This window comes from Microbulbifer sp. YPW16, from assembly GCF_021290385.1.
GTDB lineage: Bacteria > Pseudomonadota > Gammaproteobacteria > Pseudomonadales > Cellvibrionaceae > Microbulbifer > Microbulbifer zhoushanensis.
In genome coordinates this window covers 2,861,934-2,877,852 of sequence record NZ_CP089928.1, presented here as the reverse complement: position 1 = coordinate 2,877,852, position 15,919 = coordinate 2,861,934, and the positions used below count along the sequence as shown (strand labels likewise).

The window sequence follows — 15,919 nt, the reverse complement described above, 5'->3', positions numbered from 1 at the left end:
TCGGCCCGCTTGTCGACGGGCCGTCGGGGACAATCAGAAGGTGTAGGTGACGCCGAGGCTGGCCTCGGTTTTGTCGTGGTCATACACCGCGAAATTCTCCTCGTTGTTGGTGAATGTCAGGTTGCCCGCCAGGCGCAGCCGCGGCGACACCAGCCACTGGGAGCCCAGCCACGCCTTGAGGCGATCGGCTTCCCGCTGCGCCTCGCGCACGACACCGTCGGTGTCAACCAGCCGGTTCTCACCGTCATAGGTACTCAGCCGGTACTCGGAACCTGCAGACAGTAACCAGTTGCCAGCGAGCGACCACTGCACCTCGGCGCCGAAGGTGTGCCGGACCGGGGAGTAGCTGTAGAAGTTGTCACCCGTCTCCGTGGCAACCAGCAGGTCGTCGCGGTCATTCAGGTCCAGCTGGTAGCCCACTTCCAACTGCGCGCGGCCCAGGGGCTGTTCCCAGTCGGCCCCGAACCGCTGGCGCGTCCCATCCAGGTATTCGTAGCCACTGCCACCGGAAAACCGTGAGGGCACAAACGAAAGCTCCAGTTCGCCGTCACCGATCCGCTGCCGGGCCTTGGCCTGGAGGCGCAGCTGTCGGAAAACCTCTTCGCCATCGAGGCCCACCTGTTCGGCCGCACCGCCCAGCTCAAGCTGCCAGGCCCCCCAACTCAGGTCCCGGGCGACACCGGCACTGAGGCTGCTGAGATCGAGGGAGCTGTACTCGGAGTAAGAACGCCGGAAGGCGTACCCCTGCAGGCGCCAGCCGTCGCTTGGCGTGCCTGCCAGCCGGTACTGGCCCCAGGCAAAAAGATCCGTATAGCTATCCTCCCCTTCGGACGCACCCGCCAGCAGCTCATCCCGCAGGGCGTAGGCGTTGTCATCGTAGCCCGCGGCCAGTCTCAGCAGCGCCGAGCCGCGCCGGCCGCCACCGCGGGCCGCCCCGCTGTCACGCGCGGGCCCGGCAGGCCTGGCTGGGTCATCCAGGTGATCCAGCCGGACACCAGCGAGGCGACGCAGCTTTTCCGAGCGCGACGCCGCTACTCTTTTATAGCGCCGCTGCGCCAGCTTTCGGTCTCCCTGCTTCTCTGCCACCAGCCCCAGCTGGAACAGTGCCAGGTCGTGCCACTGCGGGCTGTCGAGCAGGGACTCAAACCAGACGCTGGCCTCCGGATAGCGCCCCAGCCTGTACAGGCTCACCCCCAGGTTGTAGGACAGGTTGTTACTACGGTTGCCACGCGCACGGGCGGCCTCGAAACGCTCCAGGGCCACGCCATAGTCTCCGCGCTTGAATGCAGTGGTCCCCTGGGAGAAAGCATCCTGCTCAGCGCTTGCCACGGTCGCACTGGAGGCGAGGCAACAGGCTGCCAATGCATTTATTATCGTGCGCACAAAACACCTCTTTTATATACACAAAAAGGCCGGGCATTCCTGCCCAGCCTGAAACCACATTTTTCCTTGCGCGAATCACCCGCCCGATGGCGTGTCGACCTCGGGGGTTTCTATATCCGGCCTGTTATCCAGCACTTCGTTTAACCTGTCCAGCACATCCTCAGGCAGGTTCTCAATCACATCGTCCGGGATATTCTCCAGGATTTCCTCAGCGGACCCCCCACCGGAGAGCGCATTATTAATAGCCTCACGAGCGGCCTCATTGGCATTGGCTGCCGCTTCGGCCAGTGCTGCTTCCGCATTCATGGCCGCTTCTTCAGCAGCCTCTACATCCCCGGCCACCTCTTCCAGCTCCTGGTCATCACCGCCCAGTTCGCCACTGCGTGCCGCCTCGGCCACCGCCAGGCCACCTTCCTGGATCGCCATGCGGGCAACATCACTGATCGCCTCCGGCAGCTCGATATTGTTGACAGCGTCTGCGGCGCTCTCGTTTGCCTCGACCACGGTTACTTCAATATCGAGGTCGTCATTATCGGCCTCTTCCTGTCCGAGCGCTGGTAGTGCAACCTGGGACGACAGGAATACGGCTGCAATCAGCAAGTTCTTATAAGCTTTCATTGTCCACCTCATCGTGGTTCGCTTTTCAACTTCTCTCTATATCTTTTGCATTCCCTGTGCATCCTGCCCCTGCAAGACGGCACCATTACCGCCGGGGACCGGTACCCGGAATTCCCGGCGGGCACCCTCGTGCTCTATCTCGATCAGAATCACATCATTTCCGCGATCATTACGCTGGCGTATCGGAAGTGTCAGGCGGTTGGCCCCGGCCTTCAGGTCCGTGCGCCACTGCAGGTCGCGCTGGTTCTCGAATCCGTCCACTTCCAGGTGCTCTGGCATTACCACCCGGATTTTTGCACCTGCCAGGTCCCGCCCACTCTTCAGGGCAAGTGTTACCGGCATCACCCCTGGGCTCACGGTTCCCGCCAGCTGCCCAACCGGCTCCGCTGGAGTCGGCGCCTGCCGGGGCAGGGCCAGGAAGATCGCCAGCAGCAGGCTCGCGGCAGTGGCCAATTTCCAGCCGACAGCATTCGCCCCCTGCGGCACCCCGCGCGACTGGCTGATCGCTGTGCGCAGAACACGACTCTCGAAGCCTGCCTCCGGCTCGGGAGCCGGCATGGTACGCAGCAGGCGAGCGACCCGCAGGTCCTCGGCATATTCCCGGCAATCATGACAGCGACGCAGGTGTGCCAGCAGATCCGGCTCATTTTCGGGCTTGAGCTGTTCAAGCTGCTGCTGTGCCTGTCTGCAATGCATCATCATTCGCTCCCGTTTGTCCCTTAACACGACTCGGCAACGGTTTTGGTTCCCGTTTCCAGCGCCAAACGCAATTTTTTTCGTGCACGGTGCAATCGCGATTTCACCGTGCCCACACTCAGGTCGAGGATTTCGGCCACTTCCAGCACCGCATAACCCTCTACATCGTGAAGCAGAACCACATCCCGCCAGCCGCTGTCGATCGAGGACAGGGCCCGGTTGAGTTCGCGCTGCAGGATCAACCTCTCCAGCTGCTCACTCTCTACGGTGAGCCGCTCGTCAAACAGTGCATCATCCCCGGAGGGCTCGACACTATCGTCAATGGGGGAGTTGGCATTGCGACGATAGAGGTCGACAAAGCGCCGATACAGCACCCGGACCAGCCAGGGGCCCAGCTTGTCCACCCTCTCCAGCTCGTCGACTCTCGGAAACAGGCGGGTGAGGATGTCCTGCACCAGGTCCTCAGCCTCGTCGTTATTCTGTGTCCAGCGGTAGGCCATGCGATGCAGGAGGCGCAGGTGCGGGCGCACCAGGGCGGTAAACCGGTCTTCCGGTCTTTTCGGCCAGCGTAAAAACGTCATCGGGCTTACCCGTTCCCCCTAGAAATCGCACACAGACTGCTTGTGCATCCTACACGTGTCAGACAGGGAAAAGGTTCCCGGGCAGGAGCAATTATTTTCCCAACGCCCCACAGGCTTCGCCCAAACAGACGTTCCGCACAGTTTTGCTGCAATGAAAAACCATTAACTGCCGGCAAGGAGAAACAGGGATCTCAAAGACAGGCATATAACGCGATCACGATTGCGCAAGCCGTTGACTGGCTTCGACCCGCACCCGCCAGAAGAATTCCCCCGGCAACACTCGTGGGGCAAATGCCCGCACAGTGATGACAATGGGCACCGGGGACTGCAGCACTGGTGACCGGGACGGCAACCCGTGCCTGGTCCCCGGCCATTGTCACGATCTCCACCGCTTTCCTGTCCCCGCACTACATGCGAATATTCCGTAGCGGCACTGCAGGCCTTGCACTGCGGGCGCCACGATCACAAGAATAACTACAGAGAGGCGGTTTTCATGGATTCCCTGGTCGCAATGTTTGAAGATGCGGTTCCGGCAGAAGTATGCGATCACCTGATACAGCGCTTCGACAGCGCACCCGACAAGCAGGCGGGCCGCATCGGCTCCGGTGTGGACAAGAGCAAGAAAAACAGCTCTGACCTGTATATCTCCAGCATGGAGTCCTGGCGGGAGGAGTGCACCTCCGTCAACCAGGTGGTGCTGCGCGCACTGATGGCCTATTGCCGGCGCTACCCGCATATGCTTACCGGCGCCCTCTCCCCGACCATCTACGATGACAGCCTGCAGGCGCCACGGAACCTGGCCAGCGACGATATCGCGCAGCTTCCCGATGAGCAGCTGCGGATGCTGGTCTCCGGGATCTTCCACTTCGACGGCATCAATTTCCAGCACTACCGCCAATCCACCGGCGGGTTCCGTCACTGGCACTCGGAACACTACCCACACCCCACCGATCCCGGGCAGAAATCCCTGCACCGGGTGCTGTTCTGGCTTCTTTACCTGAATGATGTGGAGGAGGGGGGCGAGACCGAGTTCATTTACCAGGATATTCGCCTGAAGCCGCGGCGGGGTAGCCTGGTACTGTCACCCTGCGGTTTCACCCATACCCATCGGGGCAATGTACCCACCTCCGGTGACAAGTATGTGCTCACCTCATGGGTGATGTACCGCCCGGCGGCCGAGCTCTATGGCACCCGGCAGTAAGCGGCGGCCTGTTGCCGCCCCCCTGGCACTTGCGCAGGTAACCCAACAGGGAATGCGATGCCGGCAGGAACACCCGCGCATACACACCCTCCAGGTCCGGGGGGGGATAGAACAACTGGTTCACGCGGTAGCTCACACGGCCCTGCAGGTGAAACAGGTGCAGCATCTTGAAATCCACTACCTCACTGAGGTTGGTGGCGGTCACTGGGCAGTCGAGCCCCCTTCCTCCAGTTCCGGCTCGCACAACAGCGTAGGCAGAGGCGGGATCACTGCAGATGCTGGCGTTACTGGCGTTACTGGCGTTACTGGCGAAGGTGCCATCCTTATTCAGGCAACCGGTAGTATTACCCACGCAGGTTACGCAGACCGTATCGCACCATTCCCGGGTAAACCCCCGTGCGCCGGCCGGAAGTGACATGGCCAGGGTTCTCATCACTGCGGCAGGTCACAAGCGAAAGCACGGCAAATCCAATGGCGGAAAATTTTGGCGCAGCAATAATCTTGCTTACCTTTTTGGCCCGGCATGACCGCGACCCAACCAACAAAGCAGGCAAAAACCAGGGAAGCAATAATTTAAGACTCACAAAGGCAAAGGAGAGGCAATCCGGGCAGGGATTGAAGATTGAGGGGCCACTCGAAGAAAAATATATTTTCTATCGGGCTTCGCCCCCTGAATAAGGGAAAGTGCGAAGCATAAATAGATTACCAACGAACATGAAACTGTAATTAAAAATGGCGGCTTCACGGCATAGACAAGGGAGAGGTCTACAGGATTCGATGAAGCCGCCGGAAAAGCACCTCTGGCCAGGGAGTGACGGGCAGGGAAAACATGCAGCTCTACCCTCCCCGGCCGATTCCGCCGGGATCAGAAAATATAACTGACCCCCAGACTGAACTCGGTTTTATCGAATGTATAGATATCCCGGTTTTCACGGTTATCGATATTGAGTACCTTACCATCGAGGCTGAATCTCGGGCTCAGCCGGTAGCGCGTCTCGAGCCAGGACTTGAATCGATCCGACTCACGCTGATACCGCACGACAGAGCCGTCATCACCGGTCACCTGGTTGGTGCCGTCATACACACTCTGGCGAAACTCCATTCCGGCGGAAACACTCCAGCGCAGTGTCAGCGGCCATTCCAGCTCAGCGCCCAGCGAATGCCGGGCCGGCGAGTAGCTGTAATAATCCCGGGCTTCCCGCTCCAGATCGGCACGGTCGTTACTGTCGTACTGGTAGAATGCCAGAAGTTCACCCGCCAGCAGCGGACGGCGCCACTTTACCGCCACCCGCTGCCGCCAGCCGTCCAGGTATTCGTAGCCCTCCCCGCCCAGGTAATAGCCCGGCAGGTAAGACAGTGACAGGCTACCCAGACCGAACTCCCTCACAAGCCGGCCCACAAGATTGAGCTGTCGGGAAACCTGGTCGCCACCAAGGTAGATAAACTCCCCGGCCACCCCCAATTCCGTGTCCCAGCCATTCCAGCGTCGGTCCCGGGACAGGGCTGCACTCACGCTGTTCAGGTTGAGGCTTTCCAGTTCCCGGTAACGGCGACTGAAGGCGTATCCATGCAGCCGCCAGCCATCTGCCGGGCTCCCATGCAGGCGGTACTGCCCCCAGGCAAAGAGCTCCGTGAAATTGTCATCCCCTGTTTCCACATCGGCGAGCAGGTCATTCTGTAGCGCGTAGGCGTTATCGTCATAGCCGGCTGAAAGACTGGCGAGTCCGAGCCACTGGCGGGACATGGCCCCGCGTTCATCGGCAGCCAGTGCGTTGAGGCGGCTTGCGGCGAGCTTGCGCAGCTTTTCCGAATCAGTAGTCTGCGCCACCTGCCGGTAGTGCTTTGCAGCCAATAGTGGCCGCTTGCGCTTCTCCGCTGTAAGCGCCAGGTTGTAGCGCGCCAGGTCGCGCCACTCCGGGTCATCGAGGAGCCGGTAAAAATAGGTTCCGGCCTCGCGATGGCGCCCCAGCTTCACCAGCGTGACGCCGATATTATATTTCAGTCGCGTGCTGTCGTTTCCACGGGCCTCCAGCGATTTAAAGACTACCAGTGCGCGCTGGTAGTCCCCACCCCTGAAAGCCTCAACACCATCGTCCAGCTCGACTGCTGCCATCGAATGTGATGCCGCAGCCAGAGCGGTCACGAGCGCCAGGCCCCGTAGGTATTCCTTTACCTTCACTTTCCTTACCCCGTTGTTACCTATCCATTTGCAATTCGAGTACCGGCACCGGGACAGGGCCCGGTGCCGGCACGGTTACATTCCAAGGTCAGGTTTCGGGACTTTCAGTACTGGTGCCTTTCGCGTCCTCAATCAGGGTATTGATGTCAGCCGGCATCTGCTCGCGCACATCATCCGGCAGGCTATTGAGAATATCCTGCATCATCTGGTCGATAATGCCCTCGACTTCCGCGCCGGTAAGTCCGTTCTTCACCGCTTCCTCGATCGCCTCACGCGCGGCTTCGGCGGCCAGCTGGGCATCCGCTACTGCGGCATTGGCGGCGGCAGTATTACTGGCAGCCAGCTCGCGGCTGCGCTCCAGGGCCTCGGCAAATCGCGCCTGGGTCTCGGGATCGAGGCTGGCCGGGCTTTCACCTGACGACTCCCCTGCCCGGGCCGCTTCCATCGCCGCCATGATGGCTGCCATCTGCTGCTCCGCCACTTCCCGCAACTCCGGTGGCAATTCAATGCTGTTCAGCACATCCTGTGCATCCTGTGCGTCCTCGACAACCGACATGGTGACATCCAGGTCGGCCTGGCTTTCAACTTCCTGGGCATGGGCTGGCAATGCCAGGCAGGCGCCAGTGGCCAGCCCCAGGACGAGTAGATTTTTCCGTAACATCTTCCTTTACCTCTTCTGGAAAAAAACAACCTGCTTTCAGGTTTTGGTGATGGACGCACCGCCGCCATCCGGTGGCGACGGGATTGAAATTTCCAGCGCCTTGCGCGCGCCGCCATGCTCTATTTCCACCTGGACAGTCCCGCCGCTGATACCCTCCTGCACCAGAAGCGGCAGGGACAGCCGGTTGCCACCGGCAGGAATATCCGCCTGCCACTGCAGGGTATCGACATCGCGGTACCCCTCCAGCACAGCACCGGCCGGCAAGGTCACACGGATGATTGCGCCCCGCAGCTGGCGCGGGCTATCCAGCACCACATGCACTGTATGCGGAGTTTGCCCAACCGGAGCCCATGCCTGGCCCGCCATCGGCGACCGTTCCCGCAGTGCGCCCTGGGAGAAAACCAGGGTGAGCAACATGATGGCGGCAGCTGCCACCGGCCAGCGCGTCGGCTGGAAAAACCAGGCCGGACGCTTATTTCGGGCTTGCTGCGAATCCAGTACCGCACGGAGTACCCGGCGCTCGTAACCGGCGTCCGGCTGCGGGACTGGCATATCCCGGAGAACGCCAATTAACTCATTGTCGGCCAGTTGCGCGGGGGCGGGATGATTCACTGTGTGCCTCGATCGCATGAGCTGCTCCTATGCTCACTAACACGCTTCAGAAATCTGAAGGGTTCCGGGGGAGAGACTTTTTTTAAGCTTGGCGCGGGCGCGATGCAGGCGGGACTTCACAGTCCCCACACTGATATCCATGATGTCCGCCACCTCGATTGTGGTGTAGCCCTCCATATCGTGCAGTAACACGATATCGCGCCATTCATCGTCCAGCTCCTGCAGGGCCCTCTGCAATGCGCGCTGCATTTCAGTACGCCTGAGATCTTCACCGCCATCACCGGGCAATCGACTCTCCTGATCCGTGTCATCCAGCGACTGGCTGGGATCAATGGGTGATGCGCAGCGGCGGCGGTAAAGATCGACAAAGCGCCGGTAGAGCACCCGTACCAGCCAGGGTCCCAGCCGCTCGACGCTTTCCAGCTCTGCCGTTCTCGGCAACAGCCGCACCAGCACGTCCTGCACCAGGTCTTCGGCCTCGTGAGCATTCAAGGTCCACCGGTAAGCCATGCGGTACATTCGGCGCAGGTGGGGCGAGACCAGGGACACAAACCGGTCTTCCGGTGAGCGCGGGGCATGGAAAAAACGCGTCAGCCAGGTATTCAAACCACTACTCCCGATTGGCTGGAACTTGGGGTAATGCCGGCCCAATGCGGAAGTCCCCGGAGGGGAGGCATACTGCTGAGGCGGCCTGTCGCTGTTACACGAGCGGGCGGGACAGAGGGTTCCGGAAAATTCTGCCGCGGGGAAAATTTAGCAGGAGGGGGGTGTATTCTGACGCAACGCCTGAACCCAGGCGTCGATTACCGCCGGATTTTGCGAGAGGTTTCAATTGCCTGGCAAAAAAAGGCTTGCCGGCCACTATCGCAACCGGCACAGCTTTCAGCAATGGGATAACGCAATGGCGGCGGGACCGCTATTCCGGGGTTCAGCTGGCGCGCTGGCGCACCGCCTCGAACAGGCAGACACCAGTGGCAACGGAGACGTTGAGGCTGCTCACCTCTCCAGCCATGGGAATGCGAATCAGGTGGTCGCAGTGCTCCCGGGTCAGGCGACGCAGGCCCGAGCCCTCCGCACCCATGGCGAGGGCGACACCACCCGTGAGGCTGGCAGCAAACACATCCTGCTCGGCCTCGCCGGCGGCGCCGAAAATCCATACCCCCGCCTGCTGCAGTTGCTGCATGGTGCGCGCCAGGTTGGTGACTGTCACCAGCGGCAGGACTTCGGCTGCGCCACAGGCAACCTTGCGCGCAGTCGGTGTGAGACCGGCGGACTTGTCCTTGGGCACAATCACCGCGTGTACCCCCGCGGCCTCGGCGGAGCGCAGGCAGGCGCCCAGGTTATGGGGATCGGTTACGCCGTCGAGGATCAGCAGGAAAGGCGCCTCGGATTTCTGGTCGAGCGTTTCCAGCAGTTCCTTGAGGAACCGTTCATCGTAGACTTTCGCGGCCCCCGCACATACGGCCACCACGCCCTGGTGGTTGCCATCGTCTCCCACCTTTTCATCCAGGGCCCGACGGTCCACATAGCGCAGGGCAATATCATTTTTCTCCGCCTGGCGGACCAGCTTTTGCAGCTTCTGGTCCCGCCGCCCACGGAGTAGCAGCAGTTCCTGTACCTGCTGGGGAGAGCTTTTCAGGAGAGCCTGCACTGCGTGCAGGCCATAGACGATCTCTGTGGCCATAAATCCAATTCAACTGGTTGGGTCAACGGGAACCTGCACGTGCCTGGCTACTTTTTCTTCTTGCCCTTGGCGGCGACATGCTTCTTGCGGACTTTCTTCTTGCCCTTGCCGTTACCGGCCTTGGCGGCTTTCTGCGCCGCCTTGCGTGCGGCCACTGCGGGGCGCTTGCCTCCCTTGCGGGGAGGGGTCCGGCGCGGACCGCGCCGGCGGGGCGCCTCTTCCCCCTGTTCACCACCGGCAGGGGCGGATTCCCCTGTGGCCGGGGTCGCTGCAACCGGTTCGGTCTCAGCGGATCCCACCTTGCGCTTGCGGAATGGCGTTTCGCCCGGGGGTGTTTCCGGGCGCTTCTTCCAGGGGCTACCGGCGGCACGGCCGGCTTTTTTTGCAGCATCCCGTTCCGGGCCCTTGGCGCCACCCGAGCCATTGCGCCGGCCCCGCTCTTGCTGGTGTTCAACCGCCATCTCCATGGCGCGCGGGCTGACCCGGGTCTCTTTCTCTTTGCCTCCGCTCTCTTTACCCCCGCTTCCTTTACGCGGGCGCTTGCGCTTGGGGCTCGTCAACAGCTCTTCCAGGGTGAAATCCACCTTGCGCTCTTCCAGGTCCACCCGTGCCACCTGCACGGTTACCGAATCGCCCAGGTGGTAGCGGGTACCACTGCGCTCACCCACCAGGCGCTGGTGCGCCTGCTCGAAGTGGTAGTAGTCCTTGGGCAGCGCGGTGACATGTATCAGCCCCTCGACATAGAGCTGGTCCAGTTCCACGAACAGGCCGAAGCCGGTGACCGCACTGATCACCCCGGGATAGACCTCACCCACGTGGTCCTGCAGGTATTCACACTTGAGCCAGCTGACCACATCGCGGGTGGCGTCGTCGGCCCGGCGCTCGGTCATCGAGCAGTGCTCACCCAGCTGGACCATGGCGGGCATGTCGTAGGGAATGATCTTTTCCCGGGGAATGGCTTCAGCACCCGGCACCGGGTGAACCTTTTTGGCCACCGCCGCCGGGTTGGCGCTGCCATTGCGAATCAGCCAGCGCAGTTCGCGATGCAGCAGCAGGTCCGGGTAGCGCCGGATCGGCGAAGTGAAATGGGCATAGGCCTCATAGTCCAGGCCGAAATGCCCGCGATTCTCGGGCTGGTACACCGCCTGGTTCATGGAGCGCAGCATCATCATCTGGATGATGTGGGCGTCGGCACGCCCCTCCACCTGCTCCATCAACACCTGGAAATCCATCGGCTGTGGCTCTGCCCCGCCTGGCAGGCGCAGCCCCAGCTCACCCAGGTACTCCCGCAGGTTGGTGAGCTTTTCCTCCTTGGGGGTATCGTGCACACGGAAGAGTGAAGGCAGTTCCGACAGTTCCGCCAGCTTGGCGGCACAGACGTTGGCCGCCAGCATGCACTCTTCGATCAACTTATGGGCGTCGTTGCGCTGCACCGGCACGATGCGCTCGATCTTGCGCTGCTGGTCGAACAGGATCCGGGTTTCGGTGGTCTCGAAATCGATCGCGCCGCGCCGGTCCCGCGCGCCCCGCAGTGCCCGGTAGAGGTCGTGCAGGTTATCCAGGTGTGGAGTGAGCGCGGCGAACTGCTTGCGCAGGCCACTGTCGCGGCTGTCGCGCTCCTCGATCATCTGCCCCACCTGGGTATAGGTCAGGCGCGCATGGCTTCGCATCACGCCCTCGAAGAAGCGGAAATCGCGGATCTCCCCGCGCTGGTCAATCTGCATTTCGCAGACCATGCACAGGCGATCAACCTCCGGATTCAGGGAACAGAGGCCGTTGGACAGTTTCTCCGGCAGCATGGGCAGCACGAAATCGGGGAAATACACCGAGTTGCCGCGACTGTGTGCCTCCTCGTCCAGGGCACTGCCCGGGTGCACATAATGGGACACGTCGGCGATGGCCACCAGCAGCTTCCAGCTGTTGTCCGGCATCAGCTCGCAGAACACGGCATCATCGAAATCGCGGGCATCCTCGCCATCGATGGTCACCAGCGGCAGCTGGCGCAGGTCGACCCGCGCCTTTTTGTCCGCTTCCCCCACCTCATCGGCGATGGCATCCACCTCTTTCTGCACCGCTGCCGGCCAGGTATGGGGCAGGCCGTAATTGCGGATGGCGACATCGATCTCCATCCCCGGCGCCAGGTGGTCGCCCAGCACTTCCGCCACCTCGCCCTGGGGCAGGCTGTCGCGGCTGGGCTGGGTGACGATATCCACCACCACGTACTGGCCGTGCGCCGCACCGGCCACCTTGTCCGCCGCCACCATGATGTCCTGGTTGATGCGCGGGTTGTCCGGGCGCACGAAGCAGATGCCATTTTCCTGGTAAAGGCGACCTGCCAGCTGCCGGGTATTGTGCTTGAGCACCCGGACCACCGCCGCCTCGCGCTTGCCGCGGAAGCCACCGGGGGTCTCGCGTACCAGCACCTCGTCCCCGTCGAATACCTTGCGCATCTGCCGGTGGGACAGGAACAGGTCGTCGCCACCGTCACGGGGCGAGACAAAGCCAAAGCCGTCGCGATGGCCGATCACACGCCCGCGCACCAGGTGCATCTTGTCCAGCACACCGAAATCCCCGGCGCGGTTACTGGCAATCTGCCCGTCCCGGGACATGGCGATCAGGCGCCGGCGCACGCCCTCGCGGCGATCCTCATCGTGGATATCCAGCAGTTCCGCCACCGCCTCCCAGGACACCGGCTCATGCTGTTGCTCCAGCAGCTGCAGCAGGTATTCGCGACTGGGCACCGGCTTGTCGTATTTCTCCGCCTCGCGCTGGGCGTGGGGATCGGCGTCGGTATGGTTTGTAGGTTTGTCTCGTGTCAAAACATCGTCCGTTGTTGGGGAACCGCGGCTCATCCACGGTCGCCGGGATCATCCGGCGGAGTCTGCAGGCGGCGGGGAATTGAGAATATGGCCGGGAACCGGCCGGTCGGTGTTGCCGCTCATTGCTGGCAGTATAAGCGATTTCCCCGCGTTTCCCGACCATACCAGAAAAAGTTGAATTAAACGCAAAAAAGGCCGTTGACACCCTGCGGCCAAATCTCTATAGTTCGCGACCTCAACGGCACACGCCGCTGAATTGCCCAGGTGGCGGAATTGGTAGACGCGCTAGCTTCAGGTGCTAGTGACCGCAAGGTCGTGGAAGTTCAAGTCTTCTCCTGGGCACCAATTCCGAAAAGGCCGACTCGCGAGAGTCGGCCTTTTTTCGTTGGGGCCCCCTGCCCCCTGTCCTACGCCGCACTAACGATTCGGGTCGCACCGGTCACAGTCGGCGATTGACACGCCCCGGAAATTCTTTATATTGCGCACCCTCGACGGCGCACACCGTCGAATTGCCCAGGTGGCGGAATTGGTAGACGCGCTAGCTTCAGGTGCTAGTGACCGCAAGGTCGTGGAAGTTCAAGTCTTCTCCTGGGCACCAATTCCAAAAAAGGCCGACTCTCGCGAGTCGGCCTTTTTTATTTCTGCCCCATCCGGCGGCGGGCATCAGCCGGTATTGCGCATCCCCGCGGCGATGCCGGCAATGGTGACCATCAACGCGCTCTCCAGCACCGGGTCGGTATCGCGCTCGCGCAGCCGCGCCATCAGCTCCGCCTGCAGCAGGTGTAGCGGATCCGTATAGGGGTCGCGCACGCGAATCGACCAGCGCATGACCGGGTTGTTGTCGAGCAGGCTCTCATGGCCGGTCAGTTCATGCAGTGCCGATACCGTGTGAGCCAGCCGCTCACGGAGCAGGCCACCGAGGCGAACCAGTTCAGCGTCGCCGGTGAGCCGCTCCTCGTACCAGGACGCCACCCGGGTGTCGGATTTCGCCAGCACCATCTCCAGCATATCCACCGCGGTCTGGAAAAACGGCCACTCCCCGCTCATGGTGCGCAGGGTGGCGGCGCCCTCCTCGCTCTGCAGGGCACTCTCCAGCGCCGCGCCGGTGCCCAGCCACGCGGGCAGCATCAGCCGGATCTGGGTCCACGCAAACACCCAGGGAATTGCCCGCAGGGTCTCGACCCCACCGCCGGGCTTGCGCCGTGCCGGCCGGCTACCCAGGGCCAGGCGGCTGAGCTCGGTTTCCGGCGTGACGGTGCGCAGGTAACCCACCAGCGCCGGATCGTCGCGCACCACTTCGCGATAGCTGTTGACCGATACCTCGGTGAGCCGGTCCATGGCCGCGCGCCACTCGGGGCGCGGCTCCGCCGGGGGCAACAGGGTGGCCTCCAGGGTGGCGGCCACGTACTGCTCCAGGTTGTAGGCGGCCACGGACGGCCGCCCGTACTTGAAGCGGATCATCTCGCCCTGCTCGGTGACCCGGATACGGCCGGCGACCGACCCCGGCGGCTGCGACAACAGCGCCATGCGGGTGGGCGAGCCACCGCGGGAAATGGAGCCACCGCGACCGTGGAACAGGGTGAGCGGGATACCGTGCTCGCGGAAAATTGCCGTGAGTCCCTCCTGTGCGCGGAACTGGGCCCAGGCCGCGCCCAGGAAGCCGGCATCCTTGGCGGAATCGGAGTAACCGATCATCACTTCCTGGCCCTTCGCCACACGCTGCCGGTAAGACGGAATCTCCAGCAGCGCGCTCATGATATCGCCGGCGTTGTTGAGGTCATCGAGGGTCTCGAACAGCGGCACCACCCGCATGGGTTCCTGCACCCCGGCAATCTTCTGCAGCAGCATTACCGCCAGCACATCGGACGAGGCCCGGGCCATGGAAATCACGTAGGCACCCAGCCCCTCCGGTCCCTGCTCTGCAATCACGCCACAGGTCTCCAGCACCTGGCGTACCTCGTCATCACAGAACTCGCTCTGGTAGAAGGCGCTGTCGACCAGCGGCCGGCGATTCTCCAGTTCCGCCAGCAGGAAGCGCTGCCGGGTCGGCTCGTCCCAGTCCCCGTAACTGCCGAGGCCCAGGTAGCGGGTGATGGCATCGAGTGCGTCGCTGTGGCGGGTGGACTCCTGGCGGATATCCAGGCGCAGCAGGGTGATGCCGAAACAGTTTAGCCGGCGCAGGGTATCCTTCAGCTGGCCATCAGCGATGGCGGACAGCCCTACCTCGCGCAGGGAGCGATCAATCAGGCGCAGCTCGCCGGCCAGCTGTGCGCCGCTGGTGTAACCCTCTCCCGCCGGCTCTGGATTGCCGTTGACCCGCGCTTCCATCTGCTCGCGGGTCAACTGCAGCTGGTCGCGAACCTGTCGCAACAGTAACCGGTAGGGTTCATGACTGGGCCCGGTGCGCGCCAGCAACTCATCACTGGCGCGATGCATGGACAGGTCAGCCAGCAGGTTTTCCACATCGCGCAGGTACAGGTCCGCGGCCATCCAGCGGGCCAGTTGCAGCACCCGGCGGGTAACAGCGGCAGTCACATTGGGATTGCCATCGCGGTCGCCGCCCATCCAGGAGGCAAAGCGGATCGGCACCCAGTCTGCCGGTAGCGGGTCCAGGCCCGCCAGCTCCAGCTCCGCCTCGATTTCGCGCATGACTGCCGGCACCGCTCGCCACAGGGACTGTTCGATAGTGGCGAACCCCCACTTGGCCTCATCCACCGGCGTCGGGCGCTCACGGCGGATCTCGTCGGTGCTCCAGGCGGACAGGATCTGTTCGCGCAGGTGGCGGCGCAGGTGCTCCGCCTCCTCCTCGGTGAGGTCGGGCCGGTCCCGGTCGGTGAGCAGGTCGGCAATCCGGTCGTACTTGCGAATCAGGGTGCGGCGGGTGACCTCAGTAGGATGTGCAGTAAGCACCAACTCCACAGACAACTGGTCCAGCACCGAGCGCACCTTAGCCTTGTCGACACCGGCTTTTTTCAGCTCGGCAAGTACCTGTCGCAGGCCCTGGTCGGTGTCCGGGTCTCCCGGAAAACGCTGGTGATGCCGGTGCAGGCGCTCGCGATGGCGCTGCTCGGCAATATTGGCCAGGTTGAGGAACTGGCTGAACGCCCGCGCTACCTCCAGCAGGGTGTCATCGTCCAGCGGGTCCAGCAGTTTGCGCAGGCGCCCCGCCTGCATCTCACCCTGGCCACGGCTCTCCACCGCCGCCTGGCGTATGGTTTCCACGGTTTCGAAGAGCGGTTCGCCGGCCTGCTCACGCAGAACCGATCCGAGCTCCTCGCCAAGCAGGCGGACATCCTCTCGCAACGGTGCGTTCTGGTCCTGATTCACGAATCATTATCTCCCTGGCAGAAATTTGGCGTTATGTTCGCATATTTCCGCCTGTCGGTTGCCGGGTTGCGCGACAAGCCGGACCACTGGCGGCACGAGTGGCGCAACAGGACCCCAGAATGAAAAGAGGCGACGCAATAACTTCGGCGCCTGCAGTG

Annotated in this window: 13 protein-coding genes and 2 tRNA genes; 3 read left to right on the top strand and 12 right to left on the bottom strand. The window is 62.5% G+C overall.

Features of this window, described 5'->3' with window-relative positions; translation table 11 throughout:
• Window positions 1–33 precede the first annotated feature (33 nt).
• From LVE68_RS12370 to LVE68_RS12355, 4 genes are all read right to left on the bottom strand, one after another.
• Window positions 34–1,383 carry a tetratricopeptide repeat protein gene (locus LVE68_RS12370; RefSeq protein ID WP_232940712.1) on the bottom strand — a complete coding sequence of 450 codons (1,350 nt, stop codon included), beginning with the start codon at window positions 1,381–1,383 and terminating at the stop codon, window positions 34–36.
• 75 nt (window positions 1,384–1,458) lie between these two features.
• Window positions 1,459–2,001, bottom strand: coding sequence for a hypothetical protein (locus LVE68_RS12365; protein WP_232940711.1), 543 nt, complete (start codon window positions 1,999–2,001; stop codon window positions 1,459–1,461).
• A 36-nt stretch (window positions 2,002–2,037) separates the two neighbouring features.
• A complete protein-coding gene (locus tag LVE68_RS12360; RefSeq protein ID WP_232940710.1) occupies window positions 2,038–2,700 on the bottom strand; it encodes a hypothetical protein in 663 nt (220 codons plus the stop codon).
• 20 nt (window positions 2,701–2,720) lie between these two features.
• Window positions 2,721–3,278 carry an RNA polymerase sigma factor gene (locus tag LVE68_RS12355; RefSeq protein ID WP_232940709.1) on the bottom strand — a complete coding sequence of 186 codons (558 nt, stop codon included), beginning with the start codon at window positions 3,276–3,278 and terminating at the stop codon, window positions 2,721–2,723.
• A 493-nt stretch (window positions 3,279–3,771) separates the two neighbouring features.
• Between LVE68_RS12355 and LVE68_RS12350 the strand changes: the two genes are divergently transcribed.
• Window positions 3,772–4,479, top strand: a complete 708-nt coding sequence (locus tag LVE68_RS12350) for a 2OG-Fe(II) oxygenase (RefSeq protein WP_232940708.1) — start codon at window positions 3,772–3,774, stop codon at window positions 4,477–4,479.
• Here the strand turns inward: LVE68_RS12350 and LVE68_RS12345 are convergent.
• From LVE68_RS12345 to rnr, 7 genes are all read right to left on the bottom strand, one after another.
• Complete coding sequence (locus LVE68_RS12345) at window positions 4,424–4,897, bottom strand: hypothetical protein (RefSeq protein ID WP_232940707.1); 474 nt, start codon at window positions 4,895–4,897, stop codon at window positions 4,424–4,426. The genes LVE68_RS12350 and LVE68_RS12345 overlap by 56 nt on opposite strands.
• Window positions 4,898–5,344: 447 nt before the next feature.
• Entirely contained in the window at window positions 5,345–6,592 is a 1,248-nt protein-coding gene (locus LVE68_RS12340) for a hypothetical protein (protein WP_232940706.1), read from the bottom strand.
• A gap of 154 nt (window positions 6,593–6,746) precedes the next feature.
• Entirely contained in the window at window positions 6,747–7,319 is a 573-nt protein-coding gene (locus tag LVE68_RS12335; RefSeq protein WP_232940705.1) for a hypothetical protein, read from the bottom strand.
• Between the two features lie 36 nt (window positions 7,320–7,355).
• On the bottom strand, window positions 7,356–7,949 hold the full coding sequence (locus LVE68_RS12330) for a hypothetical protein (protein WP_232940704.1): 594 nt from the start codon (window positions 7,947–7,949) through the stop codon (window positions 7,356–7,358).
• 18 nt (window positions 7,950–7,967) lie between these two features.
• Window positions 7,968–8,537, bottom strand: coding sequence for an RNA polymerase sigma factor (locus LVE68_RS12325; RefSeq protein WP_232940703.1), 570 nt, complete (start codon window positions 8,535–8,537; stop codon window positions 7,968–7,970).
• Window positions 8,538–8,859: 322 nt separating this feature from the next.
• A complete protein-coding gene (rlmB, locus tag LVE68_RS12320) occupies window positions 8,860–9,615 on the bottom strand; it encodes a 23S rRNA (guanosine(2251)-2'-O)-methyltransferase RlmB (RefSeq protein ID WP_232940702.1) in 756 nt (251 codons plus the stop codon).
• 47 nt (window positions 9,616–9,662) lie between these two features.
• Complete coding sequence (gene rnr / locus LVE68_RS12315) at window positions 9,663–12,467, bottom strand: ribonuclease R (RefSeq protein WP_370636649.1); 2,805 nt, start codon at window positions 12,465–12,467, stop codon at window positions 9,663–9,665.
• A 225-nt stretch (window positions 12,468–12,692) separates the two neighbouring features.
• Here rnr and LVE68_RS12310 point away from each other — a divergent pair.
• Both LVE68_RS12310 and LVE68_RS12305 read left to right on the top strand, forming a co-directional pair.
• Window positions 12,693–12,779, top strand: a tRNA-Leu gene (locus tag LVE68_RS12310).
• Between the two features lie 166 nt (window positions 12,780–12,945).
• Window positions 12,946–13,032: transfer RNA gene (locus tag LVE68_RS12305), tRNA-Leu, on the top strand.
• A 65-nt stretch (window positions 13,033–13,097) separates the two neighbouring features.
• Here the strand turns inward: LVE68_RS12305 and ppc are convergent.
• Window positions 13,098–15,761: a phosphoenolpyruvate carboxylase gene (gene ppc / locus LVE68_RS12300; RefSeq protein ID WP_232940700.1), complete on the bottom strand. Its 2,664-nt coding sequence runs from the start codon at window positions 15,759–15,761 to the stop codon at window positions 13,098–13,100.
• Between the last annotated feature and the right edge of the window lie 158 nt (window positions 15,762–15,919).